This is a genomic window from Thalassobacter sp. (assembly GCF_982993085.1).
Genome location: NZ_CEZFMW010000010.1, coordinates 19329 through 44432, shown reverse-complemented (window position 1 = coordinate 44432; position 25104 = coordinate 19329). Strand labels below are relative to the sequence as shown.

Below are 25104 nucleotides of genomic sequence, written 5' to 3'. Positions count from 1 at the left end.
GTTTGGGGAACACGAACGGCACCGGTAGATTGTGAACAAAAGAGATAGGGAAAAGATGCTAAACGAATTCAAAGAATTCATTGCCAAAGGCAACGTCATGGACATGGCGGTGGGGATTATCATTGGTGCCGCGTTTACCGCGATTGTGACATCATTGGTCGGGGATCTGATCAATCCGTTGATCGCGCTCTTTACCGGGGGGATCGATTTCTCGGGGTGGTTCTACTCGCTTGATGGAGAGACATATGCATCCCTAAGCACAGCACAGGAGGCGGGTGCGCCGGTCTTTGCCATAGGGAATTTCATCATGGCGGTGATTAATTTTCTGATCGTGGCCTTTGTTGTGTTTATGTTGGTGAAGACCGTAAACCGCGTGAAAGCCGCTGCTGAAGAAGAACCTGAGGTCAAAGAAGAGGAGCCCAAAGGGCCTTCGGAAGTTGATGTCCTGTTGGAAATTCGCGACGCCCTGGCCAAACAAAAGGCCAGCTAAGCAAAAGGCCCGCCAATCCGGCGGGCCTTTTCTATTCTACGGTCGTGTTGTGTCTTTAAGCGGCCAGGACCGAACTTGGATCGACGCTTGCGAGGTTCAGCGCCTCACCAACTGCGGCATAGGTCAGTTTGCCAGCATGCACATTCAGGCCGTTACGCAGGTGCGGATCGGCAAGGCAGGCTTCGCGCCAGCCTTTGTTCGCCAAGGCGATCATGAATGGCATAGTGGCGTTCCCCAGTGCGATAGTAGACGTCCGGGCAACCGCGCCGGGCATGTTGGCCACGCAGTAATGCATGATGCCGTCGACATCATAGATGGGGTCGGCGTGGGTCGTCGCGCGGGACGTTTCAAAACAACCGCCTTGGTCGATGGCGACATCCACGATGGCTGCACCCGGCTTCATGGTGGACAGCTGCGCGCGCGACACCAGTTTGGGGGCCGCAGCGCCGGGCACGAGAACCGCGCCGATAACCATGTCTGCTTCTGCGACCAGCTCGGCGGTGTTTCCAGAAGACGCGTAGCGCGTGCGGAACACAGAGCCGAACGCATCATCAAGATACCGCATCCGGTCAAGCGACATGTCCAGAACCGTGACATCCGCGCCCATACCAGCCGCGATACGCGCCGCGTGGGTGCCCACAACGCCGCCGCCGATCACAGCAACCTTCGCAGGGCCCACACCGGGGACGCCGCCCAGCAGGACACCACGTCCGCCGTTGGCCTTTTGCAGCGTGTAGGCGCCGACTTGTGGGGCCAAGCGACCAGCCACTTCGGACATTGGGGCCAACAGGGGCAGGCCGCCGCGCGCGTCGGTGACAGTTTCATAAGCGATGCAGGTCGCGCCAGACTTCAGCAGGTCGTGGGTCTGCTCGGGGTCGGGTGCGAGGTGCAGATAGGTGAACAGCAGTTGGTCTTCGCGCAGCATCGCGCGCTCAGCCGCTTGGGGTTCTTTGACCTTTACGATCATATCGGCCGTCGCAAAGATTTCTTCGGCCGTGTCGGCCATGCGTGCGCCAGCGGCAACATAATCGGCATCGGCAAAGCCAGCGCCTGTGCCAGCACCGGCTTGGATCACGACTTCGTGGCCGTGACGAACGGCTTCCATCGCCGCAGCGGGCGTCATGCCGACGCGGAATTCTTGGGGTTTGATCTCTGTGGGGCAACCGATGAGCATTGTGATGATCTCCCTAAACGCATCATTGAGTCTCGCTGCGGGCAACATAGAAGAGACCCAAGACAATTGCTTTGAATTGATCGGCGTGTCAGAGTACGTCGACGCATGAATTTTGTGTGATATGGCAATTTGGCAGGACAATTTCGCATGAATGAGGAAATGGACGCAATCGATGGCCGTTTGCTAACGTGTTTACAGCGCGATGGGCGAATCTCCATGCAGGCGCTGTCAGAGATTGTGCATCTATCACCCTCCGCATGTCATCGGCGTATTCAGCGGTTGGAAAAGGCGGGTGTGATCCGGGATTATGTCGCCCTCACGAATGCGCGAAAACTTGGACGCTCAACCACTGTGTTCGTTGAGATTAGCCTTAGCGGGCAGGCAGATGAGCTGTTGGATCGGTTCGAAAAAGAGGTCGCTTTGATCCCAGACGTACTGGAATGCCATCTGATGACCGGGCGCTACGATTACCTGTTAAAGGTCGTCGCCAAAGACACCGAGGATTTCGCGCGCATTCACCGTCAATCGCTTGCGCGGCTGCCGGGAGTTGCGCAATTGCAGTCCAGCTTTGCGCTCAAGACGGTGTTCAAAACGACCGCAATTCCGGTGGATTGAATTGCGGTCCTAGACCTCTTCAACCATCGACACGCCGGGCAGTGATTTTAGTGCGCCTTTGATCTGGGGTGACACGGGGAAGGGTTCGGGCAGGATCACCTCAACCTCACCGGGCAAGTCAGGCGCCATGAGGCATAGGTGCACAGGCGCGCGCCCTTTTGTTTTGCTCTCGGTTTTCATCCGCTCCAAGAGGTTCGCCACAGAGCTAACCGCCTCGGTCTGATCGACGAAAACGCGCAAACCCATGGGGCCTTGGCCCATCTCGACCACGTCATCCACGGGTGTCACACCGCGCGCGAGCAGCTTGAGCTGATCGGCTTCAAGCGTCGCCTCGACCTGAACTGTGATGCGATTGCCCGTTTCAAGGTGATCACGCGAGGCCTCAAGCGTGTCTGAGAACATCGTCGCCTCAAACTGACCGGTCGGGTCGCTCAGCTGGATAAACGCAAAACGGTTGCCCTTGGCGGATTTGCGTTCTTGCCGGCCGGCAACAACACCGGCCATTCGTGCGACCAGCGGGCCACCGCGCGTCAGGTCCATGATCTCGGCCAAGGTTTTGACGTCTTTGCGGCGCAGCGCGGGCATGTAGTCATCCAGAGGGTGACCGGACAGGTAGAAACCAATTGCTTTGAATTCTTCGGCCAAACGCTCCGCGGGGAGCCAATCGTTCAACTCACGCATGCGCGGTTCGGGCAGGTCGTCGCCGGCTTCCCCAAAGAGCGAGACTTGGTTCGACGCGCGCTGTTCATGGATCGCTGCGGAATATCCGACCAGCCCATCCAGATTGGCCAAAACGCGGGCGCGGTTGCTGTCGATTTCATCAAACGCACCAGCCCGCGCGAGCATCTCAAGCGGGCGTTTACCCACCCGCTTAAGGTCTACACGGCGGGCAAAGTCATAAAGCGTGGCAAAGGGTTTGTCATCGCGCCCCTTCACGACAAGCTCCATCGCGTCCACGCCGACGTTTTTTAGCGCGCCCAACCCATAGATCAGGTGCCCCTCCCGGGAGGAAAACCGCGCATCCGAGCGATTCACACACGGGGGCACAATCGTCAGGCCCAACCCGCCACGTTCGCTGGGCTTGCGGACTTCTTCGGCGTAAACTGACAACTTGTCCGTCAGGTGGATATCGCAGTTCATGACGCCGGCCATGAACTCAACCGGGTGGTTCGCCTTCAGCCACGCGGTTTGATAGCTGACAACCGCATAGGCGGCCGCGTGCGATTTGTTAAAGCCGTAGTTGGCGAACTTATCGAGCAGGTGCCAAACCTCAAGAGCCTTGGCCTTGTCGACGCCATTCTTGGCAGACCCTTCAAGGAACTTGGGGCGCTCGGCGTCCATCGCTTCTTGGATCTTTTTACCCATCGCGCGGCGCAACAGGTCGGCGCCGCCAAGGCTGTAGCCGGCCATTTCCTGCGCGATCTGCATCACCTGTTCCTGATAAACGATGATGCCCTGCGTCTCATCAAGGATGTGGTCGATCGATGGGTGCAGCTTGTCGCGTTCGCTTTTGCCGTTCTTGACCTCACAGAACTTGGGAATGTTCTCCATCGGGCCGGGCCGATACAGCGCCACAAGCGCGATGATGTCCTCGATGCAGTCGGGTTTCATGCGCCGCAGCGCGTCCATCATGCCGCTCGATTCCACCTGAAACACGGCGACCGTGCGGGCGTCGGAATACAGCTTGTAGCTGGCCTCATCATCTAAGGGGATCGCGTTGATGTCGCCCTCGGTGCCAGGTGCGGGCACATATAGCTCGGTCCCATCCGCGCTCAGGTGGATTTCACGCCCTTGCGCATGGATGATCTCAATCGCGTTTTCGATAACGGTCAGGGTCTTTAGACCCAGAAAGTCGAACTTCACCAGCCCGGCCTGTTCCACCCATTTCATGTTGAATTGGGTGGCGGGCATGTCCGAACGCGGATCTTTATAGAGCGGAACCAGCGCGTCCAGCGGGCGGTCCCCAATCACGACACCAGCGGCGTGGGTCGATGCGTTCCGCAACAGCCCCTCAACCTGTTGGCCGTAGTTCAGCAGGCGCGCCACGACTTCCTCGTCCCGGGCGGCTTCGCGCAGGCGCGGCTCATCAGCCAGCGCCTTTTCAATGGATACGGGTTTTACACCCTCCACCGGGATCATCTTGGACAGGCGATCCACCTGACCATAAGGCATCTGAAGAACACGGCCCACATCACGCACCGCGGCCTTGGACAAAAGCGCACCAAAGGTGATGATCTGGCCTACTTTGTCGCGGCCATACTTCTCTTGCACGTATTGGATCACCTCCTCGCGGCGATCCATGCAAAAGTCGATGTCGAAGTCGGGCATCGATACCCGCTCAGGGTTCAAGAACCGCTCAAACAGTAGGGAATACCGCAGCGGATCAAGGTCGGTGATCGTCAGTGCATAAGCCACGAGTGACCCCGCGCCCGACCCCCGGCCCGGCCCCACGGCGATGCCTTGATCTTTGCCCCATTGGATAAAGTCGGCAACGATCAGGAAATAGCCCGGAAACCCCATGCCCTCGATGATGCCCAACTCAAAGTCGAGCCGCGCTTGGTATTCCTCAAGCGTGGCGGCATGCGGGATCACCGCAAGCCGTTTTTGTAGACCCTCATTGGCCATCCGGCGCAGTTCGGCGACCTCATCATCGGCAAACTTGGGCAAGATCGGGTCGCGCTTGTAGGATTTGAAGGCGCACCGCTTGGCGATCTCCAGGGTGTTTTCAATCGCTTCGGGTAGGTCCGCAAACAACGTGACCATCTCGGACTGCGATTTGAAGTAATGCTCGGCCGTTAGCCTGCGGCGGTTCGCCTGCTGATCGACATACGCCCCTTCCGAGATACAGATCAGCGCGTCATGGGCCTCATACATCTCGGTTTTGGGGAAGTAGACATCGTTGGTTGCGACCAGCGGCAGGTCGTGTGCATAGGCCAGTTCAACCGTCTCTGCCTCGGTTGGGTGGACGCCGCCGTGTCGTTGCAATTCAACATACAAACGTGTGCCAAACGCGGCCTTAAGGCGCGTCAGTAGCGCCTCGGCCTTGGGGATTTGCCCTCCGCCAATCAGCCGCCCCAAGGCCCCATCCGGCCCGCCCGTCAAACAAATCACCCCAGCGGCGAATTTCTCCAACTCATCCACCGTCACCTGCGGCAGCATCTCGGGCCGCTCAAGGTACAGGCATGAGTTCAGCTTCATCAGGTTTTCATAACCCAATTCGGACTGCGCCAGCAAAACCATCGGCGCAGGGTTGCGCGGCTTCTGGCCCGGCTCGGCGGGGTCATACATCACATCGAACTGACAGCCGATAATCGGCTGCACACCCGCCTTGCTCAGCCCCTCGGAGGCCTCAAGTGCGGCGAACATGTTGTTCGTATCAGTGATCGCCACGGCAGGCATCTCGGCCATCTCACACAGGCCCGGCAGCTTCTTCAGCCGAACGGCCCCTTCCAAAAGAGAGTATTCCGTGTGCAAACGCAGGTGAATGAATCGCGGTTTCTGTGCCATGCCACCACCATATGTAGGGCGCGCCCCTTGGAAAAGCGTGAAAGCACTTGCATGAAGCTCAAACCCCCGCTTTCCTGTGGGTAGTTCCTCCCGCGCTCTCTACGCCGCATCGACAGCGCACGACCGGAGGCCATCAACCGAGTAACGCGGCGGGCATATAATATGGAGATAACGTTTCTTCTGAACGGAGAAACCACCCGGGTTTCGGTGAGCGACCCGACGGTGACTTTGCTTGATTGGCTCCGAGAGGACCGCGGCCTGACGGGCACCAAAGAAGGTTGCAACGAAGGCGATTGCGGGGCCTGCACCGTCATGGTGACAGACCCCCAAGGTCCCCGCGCGCTTAACGCCTGCATCCTGTTTCTACCGCAGATCGATGGCAAAGCCGTCACAACTGTCGAAGGTCTCGCCGCTCCAGACGGCACACCCCACCCGGCCCAAGAGGCTCTCGTGGCTCATCACGGCAGCCAATGCGGATTTTGCACGCCCGGTTTCGCGGTTTCAATGGCCACCGCCCACGCCAACGGTGCAACGGACCACGACGATCAACTCGCAGGCAACCTCTGCCGCTGCACCGGTTACGCGCCGATCCTGCGCGCAGCAAAATCCATCGAAACGACTCCCGTACCTCCCCATATCAAACCGCTCTTTGGTTCCGAAATATCCCGGGGGGAGGCGAATAGCCGGGGGGCAGAGCCCCCATATGCCCACCCCGAAACGATCGACGCGCTGGCCGATTGGTACGCCGCCCACCCCGAAGGCACGCTAGTCGCAGGGGCCACCGATGTGGGGCTTTGGGTGACCAAACACCATCGCGCTCTGGGCCCAGTGGCTTTCCTCAATCGATGCAAAGACCTGCAAGAAATCTCCATCGATGATACCGAAATCCGGATCGGCGCAGGCGTAACTCTGCGCGACTTGCGGCCCGTGATGGCGCGCTATCACCCGGCTTTCGCCGAGATGATCCGCCGCTACGGCTCGGAGCAAGTGCGGGGGGCTGCCACTATAGGTGGCAATATCGCGAATGGTTCGCCCATCGGTGATAGCCCGCCCGCGCTTATCGCGCTTGGGGCGACGTTGCATTTACGCCATGCAAACACACGGCGCAGTCTACCTCTTGAAGATTTTTTCATAGAATACGGCAAGCAAGACCGAGCCCCCGGTGAGTTCGTCGAAGCCGTGAGCATTCCGCGCCAACCCGACACCCTAAATGTCTACAAACTGTCCAAGCGGTTTGATCAAGACATCTCAGCGGTTTGTGGGGCGTTCAATCTGGTTATCGAGGATGGCCACGTTACATCTGCACGGATCGCGTTCGGGGGCATGGCCGGCATTCCAAAGCGGGCCTCGCAAGTGGAGGCTGCCCTTACGGGCCAGCCGTGGACCGACGCAAGCGTCGATGCCGCCATCAAAGCCTTCGCGCGTGATTTTGATCCGCTATCTGACATGCGGGCGAGTGCTCAGTACCGGCTGACGTCTGCGCAAAACATGTTGCGCCGGATCATGGCGGAACATGCAGGCCATCGAACCAATGTGTTGGAGGTCCGACCATGAGCATTACGAAACCTCTGCCCCACGATGCGGCTGCGCTCCACGTCACGGGGGCCGCGCGCTACGTTGATGATATTCCCACTCCTAAGGGCACGCTGCACATCGCATTTGCTTTGTCTGACGTGGCTCATGGCACATTGAACGGGCTGGACCTAGTGGCTGCACGTGCCGCACAGGGCGTTCATGCTGTGTGGTCGGGCGATGATCTTTCGCCCATGCCGGACTGCTCGCCCTCGGTCCATGATGAGCCGCTTTTGTGCACCGGTGAAGTCCAATACCTTGGGATGCCTTTGTGCATGGTTGTGGCGGATAGCCATCTGAATGCACGCAGAGCGGCGGCATTGGTCCGTGCGGATATCACATCTGCCAAGGCGATCCTCAGCATCGAGGACGCGATGGCTGCAAAAAGCTGGTTTGACGGCGGCCCACGCGTCTATGCGCGAGGTGATCTGGACACGGCCCTAAAGGATGCGCCGCATCGCCTGACGGGCGCAATTGAGATGGGCGCGCAGGAGCATTTCTACCTTGAGGGTCAAGCCGCTCTCGCGCTGCCGCAAGAGGGTGGCGATATGGTTGTGCACAGTTCAACCCAGCACCCCACGGAAGTTCAGCACAAAGTGGCCCATGCCTTGGGTGTGCCGATGCACGCAGTTCGGGTTGAGGTTCGCCGCATGGGGGGGGGCTTTGGCGGCAAAGAGAGCCAAGCCAACGCCTTGGCGATTGCGTGTGCCGTTGCCGCCGCCCGCACCGGGCGCCCCTGCAAGATGCGTTACGACCGCGACGATGATTTCATGATTACGGGCAAACGGCATGACGCCCGGGTCGCCTATGAGGTGGGGTTTGATGACGATGGCCGTTTGTTGGGCGTGCGGTTCACGCATTTCGTCCGCTGTGGGTGGGCGCAGGACCTGAGCCTGCCGGTCGCGGACCGTGCTATGTTGCACGCCGACAATGCCTATTTTCTACCTGCTGTTGAGATCACGAGCTACCGGCTGCGCACCCACACGCAAAGCGCGACCGCTTTTCGTGGGTTTGGCGGCCCTCAGGGCATGCTTGGGATCGAGCGGGTGATGGAGCGTGTTGCGCATCATTTGGGGCGCGATCCTTTGGCTGTACGGTGTGTGAATTTCTATGACGAGGCCGGAGGGGCCAGCCCCCCCGGACCCCCCCGGGATACTTTAGAACCAAAGAGAAACACGACGCATTATGGGCAGGAAGTGTCTGATTTCTGCTTGGGCGAATTGGTTGCGGACCTTGAGGGTCGTGCCGGGTATGCAGCGCGGCGCGGGGCGGTGGATGCGTGGAATGCGCGTGAGCCGATCTTGAAACGTGGCCTTGCGTTGACGCCGGTGAAGTTTGGGATTTCGTTTACTTTGACGCATCTCAATCAGGCTGGGGCGTTGGTGCATGTGTATCAAGATGGCTCGGTGCATTTGAACCACGGTGGCACTGAGATGGGGCAGGGGTTGTTCCAAAAGGTGGCTCAGGTTGCTGCGCACCGATTTGGCGTAGGGCTTGAGGCGATTAAGATTACTGCGACGGATACTGGAAAGGTGCCAAATACTTCGGCCACTGCGGCGTCAAGCGGGTCTGATCTGAATGGAATGGCGGTGCAGGTCGCCTGTGACAAGATCAAGGCTGCGATTGTGGATTGGCTGGGCGATCCGCAGACACGTTTTGTGGATGGCATGGTGATTGCCAAGGGCGTGGCACGGCCCTTTGCCGAGGTGGTGAATGCGGCCTATCAAGCGCGTGTGCCGCTTTCGGCGACGGGGTTTTACAAAACGCCTGATATCGCGTGGGACCGGGATAAGGGACAGGGGCGGCCGTTCTATTACTTTGCCTATGGGGCGGCCCTGACGGAGGTCGTGTTGGATACGCTGACGGGAGAGAACCGTATTTTGCGTACGGATATTGTGCATGATGTCGGATCCTCTTTGAACCCGGCACTAGACGTTGGGCAGATTGAAGGCGGGTTTGTGCAAGGCGCTGGGTGGCTCACGATGGAGGAGTTGGTGTGGGACGACACAGGCCGGCTGCGCACCCATGCGCCCTCTACCTACAAAATCCCGGCGGCAAGCGACCGCCCCGCTGAGTTTAATGTTCATTTGTGGGATGGAGCCAACCGAGAGGACACGGTCTATCGATCAAAGGCTGTGGGCGAGCCGCCTTTTATGTTGGGGATGTCCGCTTTGATGGCCTTGTCGGATGCGGTGGCTGCCTGTGGCCATCGTTTCCCTGCGTTGGACGCACCTGCCACGCCGGAGCGGTTGTTGGCCGCGGTTGAGGCCGTTCGGGCATGAGTTTCGACCTTGAGGCGCTGCAAGCCGCACTAACCCATGCGGGTCGTGTGGTCCGGGTTGTTGTGACAGATGTGCGCGGCTCGGCGCCGCGTGAGGTTGGGGCGTCGATGCTGATCTGGCCGAATGGGCAGTCTGGCACGATCGGGGGCGGGCAGTTGGAGTGGGACGCGACCGAGATTGCGTTGCGGACTCTGCGCGATGGGGCGCCTCGGGTGCGGCGCTTTGCGCTGGGCCCAGAGCTGGGGCAATGCTGTGGCGGTGCGGTGCAGATCGCGGTGGTGCTGTACACACCTGAGATGTTGCCCAGCCCAGGAATTGTCGCGCAGCCATTGGAGAGTGGCGCTATGCGTCCGGCCCCGCCATCTACCTTGCCCGGTACCAAAGGGGGGTGGTTTTTCGAGAGCACGGATGCCCCCGTCACGCCCGTTTGGATTTATGGCGCAGGGCATGTGGGGCGGGCCATTGTTGATGTGCTGAGCCTACAGCCCGGGTTTGGTGTGACATGGGTTGATACGGGCCCAGACCGTTTCCCAGAAGCGGCTAGGGTCCGTTGTTTGCCGGCCAAGGACCCGGCACGGGCCTTGGAGTTGGCGCCCAAAAATGCCCATCACCTGATCTTGACGTATAGTCATGCGATGGACCTTGCGCTGTGTCATGCGGCGCTTGGCCATGGGTTTGCCAGTGCGGGGCTTATTGGGTCGCAAACAAAATGGGCCCGATTTCAGAAGCGTTTGCGCGAATTGGGGCACGCAGAGGATACAATCGCCCAAATTACATGCCCGATTGGTGATCCAAAGCTGGGACGGCGCCCGGAGGCCATTGCGCTTGGCGTTGTGGCTGGCCTAATCTATGCCGCGGCGGCGGACCCGGTCGCAGCAGAGGAATTCACATGAGCCAAACGCCCCTTCTTGACCTGAGCGGTCTGCGCAAGGCCTATCCCGGCGTTGTGGCCAATGACGACGTGACCTTTGCCATCCAGCCGGGTGAGGTCCACGCACTGTTGGGTGAAAATGGTGCGGGCAAGTCCACGCTGGTCAAGATGATCTACGGGCTTGTGCGCCCCGATGCGGGCACGATGATGCTGAACGGCACGCCCTTTGCCCCGGCTGAGCCGCGTGCCGCGCGGGCGGCTGGTGTGGCGATGGTGTTCCAGCATTTCTCATTGTTTGAGGCGCTGAGCGTGGCAGAGAACGTCGCACTTGGGATGGAGAACCCGCCTAAGCCGAGCGCGCTTGCGGCGCGGATCACCGAAGTGTCGAACACATATGGCCTGCCGCTGGACCCGAACCGTCGGGTTGGTGATCTGAGTGCGGGAGAGCGTCAACGCGTCGAGATTATACGCTGTCTGCTGCAAGACCCGCGGTTGTTGATCATGGATGAACCGACCTCGGTGCTGACCCCGCAGGAAGTGGATATCCTGTTTGCGACATTGCGCAAGTTGCGGGCTGAGGGATCGGCGATCCTTTATATCTCGCACAAGTTAGAGGAAATCCGCAGCCTGTGTGATGCGGCGACTATCCTGCGGCTGGGCAAGGTGGTGGCGCGCTGTAACCCGCGGGAAAAGACGGCCTCGGAATTGGCTGAATTGATGGTGGGGACCTCGCTTAAGCCGCCCAAAAGCGGCGGTGCTGCGCCAGGGGATGTCATTCTGAAGGCCCAAGATCTATCGATGCCAAGCGCAAGCGCGTTCGGCACACCGCTGCGCAATATCTCATTTGAATTGCGGCGCGGTGAAGTGCTGGGCATTGGCGGCGTCGCTGGCAATGGACAAGACGAATTGTTGATGGCCCTGTCGGGAGAGCGAAAGCTGCCCAAGGGATCATTGTATTTTGACGGCGAAGACATCGGCACGCGGCCTGCAGATATGCGCCGCCGGATCGGCGTTCTGAGTGCGCCAGAGGAACGGCTAGGTCACGCGGCTGCGCCCAACATGAGCCTAACGGAAAACGCAGCCCTAACGGCGGCGCGGCGTCAGGGAATGCTGGCCCGTGGGTTTGTGAACTGGGGTGCGGCTAAGGGGTTTGCCGAAAAGGTCATTGGTGCCTTTGACGTCCGCACGCCGGGGCCAAATGTTGCTGCGCGCGCGCTGTCGGGTGGTAATTTGCAGAAGTTCGTAATTGGCCGAGAGGTCATGCAAGCCCCCGAGGTTTTGATCGTGAACCAGCCCACTTGGGGTGTGGATGCTGCCGCTGCGGCCTTTATCCGACAATCCATGTTGGATTTGGCGGCGAAGGGCACGGGCGTTGTGGTGATCAGTCAGGACCTTGATGAATTGATGGAAATATCGGACCGATTTGCGGCCCTGAATGAAGGTCGACTGAGCGCGGAGGTGCCCACGGGTGACCTGACCATGGAGAAGATCGGATTGATGCTAGGTGGCGCGCAGACCACTGCGATGGAACAGGCGTGAGGCTGGGAATTTGAGTATTTTGGGGACAAAGGAACGGCCGGGTCGTTTTGTTTTGGAGTGTCGGGTTTGATTTGGCTTGAGAAGCGCCCTGCGCCGAGCCGAACGTGGTCGGCGGCCAGCCCGATCGTGGCCGTTTTCCTGACGCTGATTGCGGGCGGTATCATGTTTGCCATTCTGGGCAAGAACCCGTTTGAAGCGCTGCGCACGATTTTTTGGGACCCGCTGTTTCATGAGCAGTTCGCATCGTTTTCGCGGCCGCAATTGTTGGTAAAGGCGGGGCCTCTGATTTTGATCGCAATCGGGCTTTCGTTCGGGTTCCGCGCAGGGATTTGGAACATCGGCGCAGAGGGTCAGTATATTATGGGCGCCATCGTGGGTGCAGCTGTGGGCTTGGCGCTGTACCCTTCGGAGTCAGCCTTGATCTTTCCCCTGATGGTCGTCGCAGGCGCATTCGGTGGCTGGGCTTGGGCGATGATCCCGGGTCTTTTGAAGGTGCGTTTTGGTACTAACGAAATCCTTGTGTCATTGATGTTGGTCTATGTGGCCGAGAATATCTTGGCTTCTGCCGCAGTTGGGTGGCTCAAGAACCCTGATGGGGCGGGGTTTCCTGGCTCACGGAACCTGAGCCAATGGGATGCCTCGGCTAACCCTGAGTTGATTGCGGGCACTGGCGCGCATTGGGGCGTGATGGCTGCGGTGATCGCGGTCATTTTTGCCTATGTCGTGTTTACCAAGCACATCCTTGGGTTTCATATCCGTCTGTCAGGCGAGGCGCCGCGTGCGGCCCGTTTTGCGGGCGTGAACCCCAGTCTGCTGGTTCTTGTGTGCCTTGGCTTGTCGGGCGCGCTTGCAGGGCTCGCGGGTTTGTTTGAGGTCACGGGGCCTGCGGGTCAGATTGGCATCGACTTTAACGTGGGCTACGGGTTCACCGCGATTATCGTCGCTTTCCTTGGACGGCTTCACCCGATTGGAATTTTGCTCGCGGGGCTTTTGATGGCGCTCACCTACATTGGTGGAGAACTTGCGTCCTTTATGCTGTCGATCCCTGGCGCGGCTATTCAGGCGTTTCAAGGGATGTTGCTGTTCTTCCTTTTAGGGGTGGACGTGGCCACGCACTACCGCGTGCGGTTTGGCCGGAAAGGGGTGGTCTGATGACCCGGATGGCTCCTTTAGGAATGGGCGCAACGATGGGCGTTATGATGCCGTTCATGGTGCACGGGCTTGGCGCTGGCGCGATCATTTGGTTTGTGCTCGCTCATGTTGCGATCGCGCTGGGCGTTGCGATTTCGGCGATTGTGGTCGTGCGCTGGATTGGCCGGTCGCCCGCGTGGCTGAGGGTGCATAAACCATCGCTGCATCATGTGGGCCAAATGCTGTGTGGCGCTGGCCTTGGCTTTGGTGTCTTGCATGTTTTTGCGCACGGTTTAGGAGCAGCATAATGGACCTGTCTTCCATCAATTGGCTTCTCTTGCTGGCCTCTCTCATGGTGGCGGCAACGCCCATTCTGTTGGCCGCTATTGGTGAATTGGTCGTCGAAAAAGCTGGCGTGCTGAACCTTGGGGTTGAGGGCATGATGATCATGGGCGCGGTTTGCGGCTTTATGATTGCGGTCGAAACCGGCTCTGCGCCGCTGGGGTTTGTCGCGGCTGCTGCGGGCGGCGCGCTGTTGTCGATGCTGTTTGGGGTGTTGACGCAGTTTCTGATGTCAAACCAAGTGGCAACGGGCCTTGCCCTGACGCTGTTTGGTCTGGGGCTGTCGGCGTTGATGGGCCAAGGCTACATCGGGATCAAGGCGCCGGGCATTGGCAAGCTGGACCTTGGGCCGCTGTCTGACCTGCCGGTTTTGGGCACGATCCTGTTCCGCCACGACGCCATGGTCTATGTGTCCATCGCTATTGTCGTCGCGGTGTGGGCGTTTTTAAAATTTACGCGCGGGGGGCTTATCCTGCGCGCAGTGGGCGAAAGCCATGATGCGGCACACGCGCTTGGTTATAACGTGATCCGCGTTAGGCTGATGGCGATTGCCTTTGGCGGCGGTTGTGCGGGCTTGGGCGGTGCGTACCTGAGCCTTGTGCGCGTGCCCTCATGGACCGAAGGTATGACGGCTGGTGCGGGGTGGATCGCGCTGGCGATTGTGGTATTCGCCAGCTGGAAGGCGGGTCGAATTATCGTGGGTGCCTATCTTTTTGGCGGAATCACGGTTTTGCAGCTCAACCTTCAGGCCGCAGGGGCCAAGATTCCTGTGGAGGTCTTGTCCATGTCGCCTTACCTCATAACTATCATCGTGCTGGTCGTGATCTCGGCGGACCGAAAACGCGCGGCGCACAACGCACCAGCCGATCTTGGCAAATCATTCCATGCCTCTCACTAGGGGCACATCCAACAGGGGGATACCCATGAAACTCACGAAACTTCTGGCCTCGGCCGCACTGGCGGTGGGCCTTGCTACGACCGCATTCGCGGATGGCCACGAGAAAACCAAAGTCGGCTTTGTGTACGTCGGACCCATCGGTGATGGTGGCTGGACCTACCAGCACGATCAGGGCCGTCTTGCTGTCGAAGCTGAGTTTGGCGATGCGGTCGAAACCGTGTTCCAAGAAAGCGTCCCCGAAGGTCCTGACGCCGAGCGTGTGATGACGCAGATGGCGCTGTCTGGCGCGGACATCATCTTTACCACATCGTTCGGGTACATGGACGCGACCAACAACGTCGCCGCCAAATTCCCCGACATCAAGTTTGAGCACGCAACAGGCTACAAGCGTCTGCACGACAACGTCTCGACCTATGACGCGCGATTCTACGAAGGCCGCGCCGTTCTGGGCCACATCGCAGGCAACATGACCGAAACCAACAAAATCGGTTACATCGCTTCGTTCCCCATTCCCGAAGTGATCCAAGGCATCAACTCGGCCTACCTGCATGCGTCCAAGGTGAACCCTGACGTCGAAATGGTCGTGATCTGGGCCTATACATGGTTCGACCCCGCCAAAGAAGCCGACGCCGCAAAAGCGATGATCGAGCAAGGCGTTGACGTGATCCTGCAGCACACTGACTCGACGGCACCACAGGCGGCAGCACAGGAAGCCAACGCAAACGGTGGCCGCGTGTTCACCTTTGGCCAAGCCTCTGACATGGCTGCATTCGGTCCTAAGCCGCGCATCGCGTCGATCATCGACGATTGGTCGCCCTACTACATCAAGCGCGTTGGCCAACTGATGGATGGCACCTACGAGCAAACCGCAAGCTGGGGCGGCATGCCCGAAGGCGAAGTGGTCATCGGTGAGATCACAGATGAAGTTCCCGCGTCGGTCAAAGCCGAAGCTCTTGCGATGGTCGAGGCTATTTCCAACGGCACATATCACCCCTTCACAGGCCCCATCACCAAGCAAGACGGCACACCGTTCTTGGCTGAGGGCGAAGTTGCTACGGACGTGCAACTGGTGACGATGGATTTCTACGTCGAAGGTATCACCGGCGACATCCCGAACTGAGTCGGGTCACGATCTAGCCGCTGAAAATGCGGTGCAACGGGGCGTGTCAGTGAAAGCTGGCGCGCCCTTTTGTTTTCATCAGGCACACAAAAGCATTCAAACCTTTACGTTGTTTCGCAAAATGGGTTCCGATTGAAATATAACTTTTGGATAGGTTGGATCACCTCATATTTTGTGTAACTTCAGGCAAGAATGGATATCGATTTCTTGATTATAGGCGGCGGCATTGCCGGAACATCCGCAGGTGCCGCGCTGTCCGCGCTTGGGTCCGTTTGCCTGTGGGAGGGTGAGGCTGCGTTGGGATATCACGCCTCGGGTCGGTCCGCGGCGCTGTTTGAGGAATCCTACGGCCTTGCAGAGGTGATCGCTCTCAACAAAGCCAGCGGACAAGTCCATCATGCCAATGGCTATACCTCGCCGCGTGGCTTGTTGTTTTTGGGCACGCCCGCACAAGCGGAAGATTTGGCGCGGGATATCGCGGCCTATGGCTTGACCCCGCTTAGCCCGTCTGAGGCGGTCGATATGATCCCCATCCTAGATGGGGACGCGCTGGCGGGGGCCGGGTACCACTCGGCTGCTTATGATCTGGATACTGACCGAATGATCCAAGACGGCGCGCGCACCATTCGCGCCGCTGGTGGGGCGACTGAGACGGGCCGAACAGTCACAGCGATCGATAAACTAAAGGGCGGATGGCGCGTCAGTGCGGGTGCTGTCACCGTAACTGCGCGGCATGTGGTCAATTCGGCTGGCGCTTGGGCGGACGGTGTGGCAGCGATGGCCAGAGTAAGGCCAATGGGCCTGACGCCGATGCGGCGGTCCATGGCGCGGCTAGCTGCCCCCGGTGGGCAACCCACGGCGGACTACCCAATGATGATCGGCGCAAATGAAACGTGGTATGCCAAGCCTGATGCAGGCGCGTTGTTGGTTTCCCCCGCAGAAGAAGAGCCGAGCGCGCCCATGGACGCCTTCGCCGATGATATGGCGCTGGCTGAGGGGCTTGCCCGCTACCAAGAGGCCGTCACGCCCGAGGTAACACGCCCGCTATCGACATGGGCGGGGCTACGCACTTTTGCCCCAGACCGCCGTCTTGTGCTGGGCCCTGATCCGGCTGAGCCGTCGTTCATCTGGTGCGCGGGACAGGGCGGCTATGGGTTCCAAACGGCTCCTGCGGCGTCTCGTCTTTTGGCAGATATCATCGGTGCCCGCCCACCCGAACTAGAAACCACCACAGTCAAAGCCTTTGCTCCGGAGCGATTTGCATGACACCAAAACCCTCCGACCGGGCCCCAAGCACAGTCCCTGAGTCTGATGACATCATTGCTCAGAAGTTTTCTGTCGCAGCAGAACGGAACATCAAGCCGATCCAAGACGTATTGGCCAAATACTTGCCCAGCAGTGGCCGGGTGCTGGAAATCGCGTCTGGTACAGGGCAGCACATCGTGGCCCATGGCGCGGCCTTTCCAGAGCTGATGTGGCAGCCGACGGACATCAGCGCCATGCGCCGTGCGTCAATCGAAGCGTATCGCACGGTAATGGGTCTCGAAAACGTCCGACCACCTGTGCACATGGATGCCTGCGCCCAAGGTTGGGCGCAGCAGCGCGGGCCAGTGGATGTCGTGATCGTGGTGAACCTTTTGCACCTGATCACAGATGCAGACTTGGCGGTTTTGCTGGATGAGGCCAGCCAGAGCCTGTCGCCCAATGGGATGCTCGCGATCTATGGGCCGTTCCTGCGCGAGGGGATGACCACATCGCCGGGAGATGCAGATTTCCATTCCGAACTTCTCGCGCGGCACGAGGGGCTTGGATACAAGGACTTGGGGGCTGTGGCTTCGGTCCTAGAGGCGCTGCAGCTGCGTGTCTCGACCTATCCGATGCCAGCCAACAACATCATGCTGATTGCCCGCAAGGTGGATCAATCAGAAAAGTAAGCCCGGGAACGGCATCGCCGCCCCACGGGCTTCTGCTTCAAATGGCCTAGCCGTCCTTGCGGATGGTGGCGTTGGTCGGGTCATAGGGGCTGTCGACAGTCACCTCCACGGGCCACAGTTTGTCTTGGATTTTGGCCATCAGCTTGGTGCCCGGTTCCGCCAGATCAGGTCGCACATAGCCCATCCCGATGGACCGTCCAAACGCTGGCGAATATCCGCCCGAGGTCAGACGTCCGACCTTGGTGTCGCCAGCATACAGCGCCTCACGGCCCCACGGATCGGCATCCGCAGGCCCATCCACCAAAAGCGTCACACACTTGGAGCGAATGCCAATGGCCTCCATCGCCGCTTTGCCGTGGAAATCCTTGCTCAGGTCAACAAACCGGTCCAGCCCGGCCTCTAGCGGCGTCGCATCGCGCCCCAATTCGGTGCCAAACGCGCGATAGGATTTCTCCTGCCGGAGCCAGTTTTGCGCTCGCGCGCCAACCAGTTTCAGCCCGTGCGGCTCACCTGCTTGCATCAGTTGATCAAACAGATAGTTCTGCATTTCAATCGGGTGGTGCAGCTCCCAGCCCAGCTCACCGGTGTAGGCCACGCGGATCGCCATTGTGGGGCACATCTTTAGCTCAATGTCCTGCGACGACAGCCACGGGAACCGCTTGTTAGACAGCGCGGTTTCGGGGTTCGCATCACTGATCAAAGCGCCCAACACATCGCGGGATTTTGGCCCCGCAATCGCAAACACACCATACTGCGATGTCACGTCCTGCAACGTCATCGCCCCAAACTCGGCCGTTTTGTCCGCAATGGCGGCCCGCAGGAAATCGGCGTCATAGGCTTGCCAAGCGCCAGCAGACACAAGGTAATAGCTGTCCTCACCACGGCGTACGATGGTGTATTCCGTGCGCGTCGTGCCCGCCGCCGTCAACGCGTAGGTCAGGTTGATGCGGCCCACACGGGGCAGCTTGTTTGTGGTGAACCAATCGAGGAACTGTGTTGCGCCGGGTCCGGACAGCACATGCTTGGTAAAGGCCGTCGCATCAATTAGGCCAACGCCTTCGCGGATGGCGTGCGCCTCGTCTTTGGCATAGTCCCACCACGCCCCACGCCGAAAGGACCGCGCGTCGTGGTCAAAGCTATCGGGGGCATCAAGCGGGCCAAAATAGTTGGGCCGTTCCCAACCGTTCACGCAGCCAAACTGCGCCCCCCGCGCCTTTTGCCGGTCATAGGCAGGCGCGGTTTTTAGGGGGCGGCAGGCGGGGCGCTCTTCATCCGGGTGGTGAAGGATGTAAACGTGGTCATAGGACTCCTCGTTCTTGCGCGCCGCATATTCCGTTGTCACCCACGAACCGAAACGTTTCGGGTCAAGCGAGGCCATGTCGATCTCAGCCTCACCCTCAACCATCATCTGCGCAAGGTAATAGCCTGTGCCACCCGCAGCCGTGATCCCAAAGCTAAAGCCCTCAGCCAGCCACATGTTGCGCAAACCGGGTGCGGGGCCGACCAGCGGGTTGCCGTCAGGGGTGTAGCAGATCGGGCCGTTGAAGTCGTCCTTAAGGCCGACTTCCTCCGATGAGGGGATGCGGTGGATGAAGGACATGTATTCTTCTTCGATCCGCTCCAGATCCAGCGGAAACAGATCCGCACGGAAGCTGTCCGGCACACCGTACTCAAAACACGCAGGCGCGTTTTTCTCATAGGGGCCAAGAATCCAGCCGCCGCGTTCTTCACGCACGTACCACTTGGCGTCCGCGTCACGCAGCACGGGGTGCTCACCGTGGGTTTTACGATATTCTTGCAGCATCGGGTCGGGTTCGGTCACGATGAACTGGTGTTCCACAGGGATCGCAGGGGATTTGATGCCCAGCAGTTTTGCGGTGCGTTGGGCGTGGTTGCCCGTGGCGGTGACGACATGCTCTGCCTTGACCACAACCTGTTCTTCGGTCGCGACCAGATTGCCGCCCTTGTCGGCCATCTTGGTGCAGGTGACTTCCCAGTGATCACCCTTCCATTCATAGCCATCGACCTGCCATTTGCGCTCAATTGTGACGCCGCGCTGACGGGCACCCTTGGCCATGGCCATCGTGACGTCGGCGGGGTTGATATAGCCGTCTGTGGGGTGAAAAATCGCGCCCTCAAGGTCCTCGGTGCGCACCAGTGGCCACCGCTCCTTGATTTGTGCGGGCGTCATCCATTCATAGGGCACGCCCACGGTTTCGGCCGTGGATGCATACAGCATGTATTCATCCATGCGCGCTTGGGTCTGTGCCATGCGCAAATTGCCCACCACGGAAAAGCCCGCGTTCAAGCCGGTCTCTTCTTCCAACGACTTGTAGAACTTCACGGAATAGTCGTGAATGTGGCTCGTGGCATAGCTCATGTTGAACAGGGGCAACAGTCCGGCTGCGTGCCACGTTGAGCCAGAGGTCAGCTCATCACGCTCCAGTAACATCACGTCGGACCAACCGGCTTTTGCCAAATGATAGGCGATGCCGTTGCCCACGGCACCACCGCCAACAACGAGGGCTTTTACTTCCGTTTTCATTGCAACACTCCCGGAGATCTAGTTGCGCCTACATTGTCCAAAAAAGCGCGTCGCCCACAATCCCACCCGACGCAAACCCATCCGAAAACGACCTGTCGCCAAAGTTGCGCCCTTCATGCCGCATTGATGCAGGCAACCGGGCCGGATAAGCGACGCGCATGAAAGTCGTTCACACCAAATCCGACCTGCGCGCCGCCCGCGCATTGTTGCCCGCCAATACCGGGTTTGTGCCCACGATGGGGGCTCTGCACGCAGGCCATATGGCTCTTGTACAGGCCGCGCGCGCCGCGTCTGATGCTGTGGTCGTGTCGATCTTTGTGAACCCTACGCAGTTCGGCAATCCCGAAGATTTGGCCAAATACCCCGACACCCTCTCAGAGGACCTCGCCCAGCTAGAGGCCGCAGGCGTCGATCTCGTATTCTGCCCCACGGCTGCGCAAATGTACCCCGAAGGCGCGGATACAATTGTTGAGACACCCAAACTGGCGGACATGTTGATGGGCGCACTGCGGCCCGGCCATTTTCGGGGCGTTGCGACCGTTGTCACCAAACTGTTCAACTTGGTTCAACCCGCCCGTGCATGGTTTGGCCAAAAGGACTACCAACAAGTCCTCGTGATCCGCCAGATGGTCCGCGATCTCGAAATTCCAGTTGAAATCGTGGCCCACGAAACCGTCCGTGAACCCGACGGCCTCGCAATGTCCTCGCGGAACCTGCGCCTCGACGCACAGGATCGCGCGGCCAGCATTGTCCTGTCACAGGCGCTGAATGCGGCACAAACCATGGCTGCACAGGGCGCCACGCCCAGCCAAATCGTTGAAAAAGTTTCTGCTCAAATCACGGCAGAACCGCGCGCTACCTTACAATCCGTAGATATCCGAGCCGCCGCCGATCTCTCAGAACTGCCCAACGTCCCACTTGCGTCACACGCGGTCCTGTTGCTCGCAGCGGACTTCGGCCCGGTGCTCTTGATCGACAACGCGATCCTCACCCCCTGATCCCAACTCTTTGGTTTTTAAATATCCCGGGGGAGGCCGAAGGCCGGGGGCAGAGCCCCCTACAACATGCTTGGCACAACCAAATCTGGCGGGCGGTGACCATCATCGAACGTCTTGATATTAATCAAGACTTTCTCGCCCATTTCAACGCGCCCCTCGTGTGTGGCCGATCCCATATGCGGCAAAAGCACGACGTTGCTTAACTCGCGCAGGCGCGGGTTTACGGTGCGGCCATGCTCATACACATCCAGCCCTGCACCTGCGATTTCATTTGCGCGCAGCATCCGGGTCAGCGCGTTTTCATCCACGACTTCCCCGCGGGAGGTATTCACAATCACAGCCGTGGGTTTCATCAACTTCAGCCGTCGCGCGTTCATCAGGTGAAAGGTTGATGGCGTATGGGGGCAGTTGATCGATAACACGTCCATGCGCGCAATCATCTGGTCAAGGCTTTCCCAATAGGTTGCCTCCAAAGGCTCTTCTAGGCCCGCATGTAGGCGGCGTCGGTTGTGATAATGCACCTGCATCCCAAAGGCCGCCGCACGTCTCGCCACAGCCTGCCCAATCCGCCCCATGCCCAAAATACCCAGCCGTCGCCCGGCCAAGCGGCCCCCCAAAAGGGCAGTGGGCGACCATCCATCCCAATTGCCCTTTTGCATCACGGCCATGCCCTCAGGGATGCGCCGCGTGACGGACAGCATGAGGGCCATGGTCATATCGGCGGTGTCTTCGGTCAAAACGCCAGGCGTGTTGCTGACCAAAATGCCTCGCTGCCGCGCGGTGGAAACATCAATGTTGTCGACACCCGCACCGTAGTTCGCAATCAGCTTCAGTCTGTCCCCGGCTTGACCCAACAGGCCCGCGTCAATCGTGTCGGTGATCGTAGGCACCAAGACGTCGGCGCGCCCCATCGCAGCGACCAGTTCCGCACGAGACATCGGCGTGTCATCTTCGCGCAGCTCGACATCAAAAAGCTCCATCATGCGGGTCTCAACCGCCTCAGGCAGTCTCCGGGTGACCACAACTGTCAGCTTTTTGCCTGCCATTTGACCGCTCTCCGTTGGAATTGTCGCGCCGCTGGTGCGCTTGGCTTAGGATTTGTCGCGCCATAAACGCGCTCTGCTCTAGATTTATAACCCCCATAGTGACAAACTGACAGCCACGTGCAAGGCGTGAAACGCAGCCCGAAACGGGCGCAGATCAGACGATACAGGACCTCACACATGATGCGCAGGCTTGCGTTCGCACTACTGATCGGGCTGACGGCATGGGCGCCCGTTGCACAAGCCACCGAGGTCGTGGCCCAACCCGCCGCCGAACGCGGCCCTGTGACCAATCTGCCTTTGCCGCGCTTTGTCTCGCTCAAGGCGGCTGAGGGCAATGTGCGGCGCGGCCCTTCGCGCACGCACCGGGTGGATTGGGTGTTCAAACGGCGCAACATGCCCCTGCAAGTCGTCAGTGAATATGGCCATTGGCGCCGTGTAGTTGATCGCGACGGGGCAGGCGGTTGGATGCATTATTCGCTGCTTTCGGGGGCGCGTACCGCTATTGTGACGCTCGATAAACTGCCCCTGCACGCGAAACCCGACCCCAGCACCCGTATCGTCGCCTACGCCCAAGAAGGTGTGGTGGCACGTTTGGGCGAATGCGCCGACGGCTGGTGCGAGGTCCGCGTCAGCGGCATCGAAGGCTGGTCACCCATGGCGCATTTGTGGGGGGCAGGCGCACCCGCCCCCTAACGGATGGATCAGGCTGTCAACAGCCCCCGTCCCTTGAGCAAAGCCTCAACCCCCGGCATCCGGCCCCGGAACTTGGTATACAGCACATCCGCCTCTTCCGAGCCGCCCGCCGATAGGATGAATTCCTCTAGCTTGGCGGCGATTTCGGGGTCAAACGGGCCGCCCGCTTCGCCAAAGGCATCGAATGCGTCGGCGTCCATCACCTCGGACCACATATAGCTGTAGTACCCGGCGGAATATCCGTCGCCTGCGAACACATGGGCAAAATGCGGCGTCGCATGGCGCATCGGGATTGCGCGGGGCATGCCAATCGCCTCAAGCACTTCGGCCTGTTTTTGCATCGGGTCGGCTGGGGCGTCGGCGGCCTCATGGAACGCCAAATCGACCAGCGCCGAGGCTACGTATTCCACGGTGGAAAAGCCCATGTCATAGGTGGCCGCGCCCAACAGGCGGTCCAACAGGTCGCGTGGCATCGGCGCGCCTGTGTCGGCGTGGGTTGCGAATTCTTCCAACACCTCGGGCACCTCCAGCCAATGCTCATAAAGTTGGCTGGGCAGTTCCACGAAATCACGGGCCACCGAGGTCCCGGAAATCAGCCCATAGGTGACGTTCGACAACATCTGGTGCAGGGCGTGGCCGAATTCATGGAACAAGGTGCGCGCATCGTCATAGGACAGCAGCGCGGGGTCAGATTTGGCGAAGTTGCAAACATTCACGACGATCGGCGTCACGGCCCCGTCCAGCTTGGACTGTGACCGCATCGCTGAACACCACGCCCCCGACCGTTTGGACCCACGGGCAAAGTAATCGCCAACGAAAACCGCGACAGGCGCGCCGTTGCGCGTGACCTCCCATGCGCGGGCATCAGGGTGGTAAAGCGGGACGTCGAGGGGCGCAAACTCCAACCCAAACAGCCGGTTCGCACAGGCAAACGACGCCTCAATCATGCGGTCCAGTTGCAAATACGGCTTTAGCTCTGCCTCATCCAAGTCATGCTCAGCCTTGCGCCGGATCGATGCGTAATAGCGCCAATCCCATGGCTCCAACGGACCTTCGTATCCGTCCTTGTGCAGCATCGCTTCTAGGATTTTCGCGTCCTTGTCGGCGGCGGCTTTCGCGGGTTCCCAGACTTGCATCAACAAACCGCGTACCGCGTCCGGTGTGCGGGCCATCTCGGTTTCAAGCTTATAGTCGGCAAAGGTGTCGTAGCCGAGCAACTGGGCACGCTCCGCGCGCAAGGCTAGGATCTCGGCGCAGATGGCGCGGTTGTCCGTGTCGCCGCCGTTTGCGCCCCGCGCGGTCCATGCCGCAAAGGCCTTGGCACGTAGATCCCGGCGCGGCGAAAACTGTAGAAACGGCGTGATCAATGACCGTGACAGCGTCACGACCGGCCCGCCTGCGTCCTTTTCCTCACCCGCGGCACGCGCCGAGGCTACCACAAAATCAGGTAGGCCCTCTAGATCATCCTCGGACAACGTCATAAACCACGACCGCTCATCGGCCAGCAGGTTTTGGGTGAACGTTGTTCCCAGTGTTGCCAGACGTGATTTCACCTCCGTCAGCCTATCGCGAGCCGCACCTTCTAGTGCGGCACCCGAGCGTACAAAACTGCGGTGATACAGCATCAAAACCCGTGCCTGTTCCGGGCTAAGGCCCAGATCATCGCGCGCATCCCACAGAGTTTGAATGCGGGCAAACAGGGCCGCGTTGTTGGTGATTTCGCTGGCATAGGCCGACATGCGCGGGGCCAGATCGCGCATCAGCGCCTCACGCTCGGGGTTACTGTCCGAACCTACGATATTGTAAAACACGCCCGCCACCCGGTCGAGCAGCTTGTCCGCGCGTTCCAACGCTTCGATTGTGTTGGCGAATGTCGGCGGCTCTGGGGCGTCGGCAATCGCCGCAATTGCAGCGCGGCCTTCTGCTTCGGCGGCGTCAAACGCGGGGCCAAAATGCGCATCCTCCAGTGCCTCAAACGGGGGCAGGGCGTGCGGGGCAGTCCAATCGGCAAGTAACGGGTTGGTCATGGGAAATCTCCTTTGACCTCAAGCTAGGGGTGCTGCCTGCCCTCCGCCAGTCCCAAGCCGCAAAAAGGCCCGCGTGCGAGGGACACGCGGACCTTTCTGGAAACGCCGGTGGGCCAAAAACGTTCGGCTCAACCGGGTCCCAATGGGAGGAGGTCATGCTTCGAAAAGCCTAAGATCAGCCTGCCCTTGGTAAAGGGCCAGAATGTGACGCTAGGGTGGTCAAGTTGGGGTATTCCTTAACCATTGTGGCCAATCCGTTAACGCAGCCGCCCTGCCGCCAAAGAACGCTGGATAATCCTCAGCGTACGTCGCAAGCTGCC

The 25104-nt window shown here is 59.7% G+C and carries 19 protein-coding genes; 14 read left to right on the top strand and 5 right to left on the bottom strand.

The features are described 5' to 3' along the window. Positions 1–55 precede the first annotated feature (55 nt). Positions 56–490 carry a large conductance mechanosensitive channel protein MscL gene (gene mscL / locus AC4GMC_RS03210; protein ID WP_487879168.1) on the top strand — a complete coding sequence of 145 codons (435 nt, stop codon included), beginning with the start codon at positions 56–58 and terminating at the stop codon, positions 488–490. 55 nt (positions 491–545) lie between these two features. Here the strand turns inward: mscL and ald are convergent, their stop codons facing one another. Then, a complete protein-coding gene (ald, locus tag AC4GMC_RS03205; protein WP_487878541.1) occupies positions 546–1664 on the bottom strand; it encodes an alanine dehydrogenase in 1119 nt (372 codons plus the stop codon). A 147-nt stretch (positions 1665–1811) separates the two neighbouring features. Here ald and AC4GMC_RS03200 point away from each other — a divergent pair, with 147 nt between their 5' ends. After that, the gene (locus AC4GMC_RS03200) at positions 1812–2279 is read left to right on the top strand and encodes an Lrp/AsnC family transcriptional regulator (RefSeq protein WP_487878542.1); all 468 of its coding nucleotides are present in this window, start codon (positions 1812–1814) and stop codon (positions 2277–2279) included. A gap of 9 nt (positions 2280–2288) precedes the next feature. Here the strand turns inward: AC4GMC_RS03200 and dnaE are convergent, their stop codons facing one another. Then, the gene (dnaE, locus tag AC4GMC_RS03195) at positions 2289–5786 is read right to left on the bottom strand and encodes a DNA polymerase III subunit alpha (protein WP_488047515.1); all 3498 of its coding nucleotides are present in this window, start codon (positions 5784–5786) and stop codon (positions 2289–2291) included. 162 nt (positions 5787–5948) lie between these two features. On the opposite strand from dnaE, the gene xdhA reads away from it, so the two are divergent. The 10 genes from xdhA (at position 5949) to AC4GMC_RS03145 (ending at position 17475) form a co-directional block, all read left to right on the top strand. Continuing rightward, positions 5949–7340 (top strand): xanthine dehydrogenase small subunit, encoded by a 1392-nt coding sequence (xdhA, locus tag AC4GMC_RS03190; RefSeq protein WP_487876880.1) that lies wholly within the window; start codon positions 5949–5951, stop codon positions 7338–7340. Then, on the top strand, positions 7337–9640 hold the full coding sequence (xdhB, locus tag AC4GMC_RS03185; protein WP_487876881.1) for a xanthine dehydrogenase molybdopterin binding subunit: 2304 nt from the start codon (positions 7337–7339) through the stop codon (positions 9638–9640). The genes xdhA and xdhB overlap by 4 nt, the downstream gene beginning before the upstream one ends. Further along, entirely contained in the window at positions 9637–10533 is an 897-nt protein-coding gene (gene xdhC / locus AC4GMC_RS03180; RefSeq protein WP_487876882.1) for a xanthine dehydrogenase accessory protein XdhC, read from the top strand. The genes xdhB and xdhC overlap by 4 nt, the downstream gene beginning before the upstream one ends. Beyond that, complete coding sequence (locus tag AC4GMC_RS03175) at positions 10530–12050, top strand: ABC transporter ATP-binding protein (protein WP_487876883.1); 1521 nt, start codon at positions 10530–10532, stop codon at positions 12048–12050. The genes xdhC and AC4GMC_RS03175 overlap by 4 nt, the downstream gene beginning before the upstream one ends. A gap of 66 nt (positions 12051–12116) precedes the next feature. Further along, positions 12117–13202 carry an ABC transporter permease gene (locus AC4GMC_RS03170; RefSeq protein WP_487876884.1) on the top strand — a complete coding sequence of 362 codons (1086 nt, stop codon included), beginning with the start codon at positions 12117–12119 and terminating at the stop codon, positions 13200–13202. Then, positions 13202–13489 carry a hypothetical protein gene (locus AC4GMC_RS03165; RefSeq protein WP_487876885.1) on the top strand — a complete coding sequence of 96 codons (288 nt, stop codon included), beginning with the start codon at positions 13202–13204 and terminating at the stop codon, positions 13487–13489. The genes AC4GMC_RS03170 and AC4GMC_RS03165 overlap by 1 nt, the downstream gene beginning before the upstream one ends. Continuing rightward, positions 13489–14421 (top strand): ABC transporter permease, encoded by a 933-nt coding sequence (locus AC4GMC_RS03160; RefSeq protein ID WP_487876886.1) that lies wholly within the window; start codon positions 13489–13491, stop codon positions 14419–14421. The genes AC4GMC_RS03165 and AC4GMC_RS03160 overlap by 1 nt, the downstream gene beginning before the upstream one ends. Positions 14422–14446: 25 nt before the next feature. Beyond that, positions 14447–15541, top strand: a complete 1095-nt coding sequence (locus AC4GMC_RS03155; RefSeq protein ID WP_038004363.1) for a BMP family ABC transporter substrate-binding protein — start codon at positions 14447–14449, stop codon at positions 15539–15541. A gap of 192 nt (positions 15542–15733) precedes the next feature. Beyond that, the gene (locus AC4GMC_RS03150) at positions 15734–16807 is read left to right on the top strand and encodes an NAD(P)/FAD-dependent oxidoreductase (protein ID WP_487876887.1); all 1074 of its coding nucleotides are present in this window, start codon (positions 15734–15736) and stop codon (positions 16805–16807) included. Beyond that, entirely contained in the window at positions 16804–17475 is a 672-nt protein-coding gene (locus AC4GMC_RS03145; RefSeq protein ID WP_487876888.1) for a DUF938 domain-containing protein, read from the top strand. Before AC4GMC_RS03150 ends, AC4GMC_RS03145 begins: the two co-directional genes overlap by 4 nt. Positions 17476–17521: 46 nt before the next feature. On the opposite strand, the gene AC4GMC_RS03140 is transcribed toward AC4GMC_RS03145, so the two are convergent. Continuing rightward, positions 17522–20020, bottom strand: coding sequence for a GcvT family protein (locus AC4GMC_RS03140; protein WP_487880306.1), 2499 nt, complete (start codon positions 20018–20020; stop codon positions 17522–17524). 158 nt (positions 20021–20178) lie between these two features. Here AC4GMC_RS03140 and panC point away from each other — a divergent pair, with 158 nt between their 5' ends. Further along, a complete protein-coding gene (panC, locus tag AC4GMC_RS03135) occupies positions 20179–21018 on the top strand; it encodes a pantoate--beta-alanine ligase (RefSeq protein ID WP_487876891.1) in 840 nt (279 codons plus the stop codon). 59 nt (positions 21019–21077) lie between these two features. Here the strand turns inward: panC and AC4GMC_RS03130 are convergent, their stop codons facing one another. Then, complete coding sequence (locus tag AC4GMC_RS03130) at positions 21078–22064, bottom strand: 2-hydroxyacid dehydrogenase (RefSeq protein WP_487876892.1); 987 nt, start codon at positions 22062–22064, stop codon at positions 21078–21080. 180 nt (positions 22065–22244) lie between these two features. Between AC4GMC_RS03130 and AC4GMC_RS03125 the strand changes: the two genes are divergently transcribed. Further along, positions 22245–22757 carry an SH3 domain-containing protein gene (locus AC4GMC_RS03125; RefSeq protein WP_487876902.1) on the top strand — a complete coding sequence of 171 codons (513 nt, stop codon included), beginning with the start codon at positions 22245–22247 and terminating at the stop codon, positions 22755–22757. Between the two features lie 8 nt (positions 22758–22765). On the opposite strand, the gene AC4GMC_RS03120 is transcribed toward AC4GMC_RS03125, so the two are convergent. Further along, positions 22766–24784, bottom strand: a complete 2019-nt coding sequence (locus AC4GMC_RS03120) for a M3 family metallopeptidase (RefSeq protein WP_487876893.1) — start codon at positions 24782–24784, stop codon at positions 22766–22768. Positions 24785–25104 lie beyond the last annotated feature (320 nt).

What these genes read in the sequence shown, in the direction of transcription:
- AC4GMC_RS03150 (WP_487876887.1), top strand. Translation starts at nt 15,734, where the DNA reads ATGGATATCGATTTCTTGATTATAGGCGGCGGCATTGCCGGAACATCC.
- panC (WP_487876891.1), top strand. Translation starts at nt 20,179, where the DNA reads ATGAAAGTCGTTCACACCAAATCCGACCTGCGCGCCGCCCGCGCATTG.
- AC4GMC_RS03200 (WP_487878542.1), top strand. Translation starts at nt 1,812, where the DNA reads ATGAATGAGGAAATGGACGCAATCGATGGCCGTTTGCTAACGTGTTTA.
- AC4GMC_RS03165 (WP_487876885.1), top strand. Translation starts at nt 13,202, where the DNA reads ATGACCCGGATGGCTCCTTTAGGAATGGGCGCAACGATGGGCGTTATG.
- AC4GMC_RS03120 (WP_487876893.1), bottom strand. Translation starts at nt 24,784, where the DNA reads ATGACCAACCCGTTACTTGCCGATTGGACTGCCCCGCACGCCCTGCCC.
- AC4GMC_RS03175 (WP_487876883.1), top strand. Translation starts at nt 10,530, where the DNA reads ATGAGCCAAACGCCCCTTCTTGACCTGAGCGGTCTGCGCAAGGCCTAT.
- xdhA (WP_487876880.1), top strand. Translation starts at nt 5,949, where the DNA reads ATGGAGATAACGTTTCTTCTGAACGGAGAAACCACCCGGGTTTCGGTG.
- mscL (WP_487879168.1), top strand. Translation starts at nt 56, where the DNA reads ATGCTAAACGAATTCAAAGAATTCATTGCCAAAGGCAACGTCATGGAC.
- AC4GMC_RS03130 (WP_487876892.1), bottom strand. Translation starts at nt 22,064, where the DNA reads ATGGCAGGCAAAAAGCTGACAGTTGTGGTCACCCGGAGACTGCCTGAG.
- AC4GMC_RS03155 (WP_038004363.1), top strand. Translation starts at nt 14,447, where the DNA reads ATGAAACTCACGAAACTTCTGGCCTCGGCCGCACTGGCGGTGGGCCTT.
- AC4GMC_RS03140 (WP_487880306.1), bottom strand. Translation starts at nt 20,020, where the DNA reads ATGAAAACGGAAGTAAAAGCCCTCGTTGTTGGCGGTGGTGCCGTGGGC.
- dnaE (WP_488047515.1), bottom strand. Translation starts at nt 5,786, where the DNA reads ATGGCACAGAAACCGCGATTCATTCACCTGCGTTTGCACACGGAATAC.
- xdhB (WP_487876881.1), top strand. Translation starts at nt 7,337, where the DNA reads ATGAGCATTACGAAACCTCTGCCCCACGATGCGGCTGCGCTCCACGTC.
- AC4GMC_RS03145 (WP_487876888.1), top strand. Translation starts at nt 16,804, where the DNA reads ATGACACCAAAACCCTCCGACCGGGCCCCAAGCACAGTCCCTGAGTCT.
- AC4GMC_RS03125 (WP_487876902.1), top strand. Translation starts at nt 22,245, where the DNA reads ATGCGCAGGCTTGCGTTCGCACTACTGATCGGGCTGACGGCATGGGCG.
- ald (WP_487878541.1), bottom strand. Translation starts at nt 1,664, where the DNA reads ATGCTCATCGGTTGCCCCACAGAGATCAAACCCCAAGAATTCCGCGTC.
- AC4GMC_RS03160 (WP_487876886.1), top strand. Translation starts at nt 13,489, where the DNA reads ATGGACCTGTCTTCCATCAATTGGCTTCTCTTGCTGGCCTCTCTCATG.
- xdhC (WP_487876882.1), top strand. Translation starts at nt 9,637, where the DNA reads ATGAGTTTCGACCTTGAGGCGCTGCAAGCCGCACTAACCCATGCGGGT.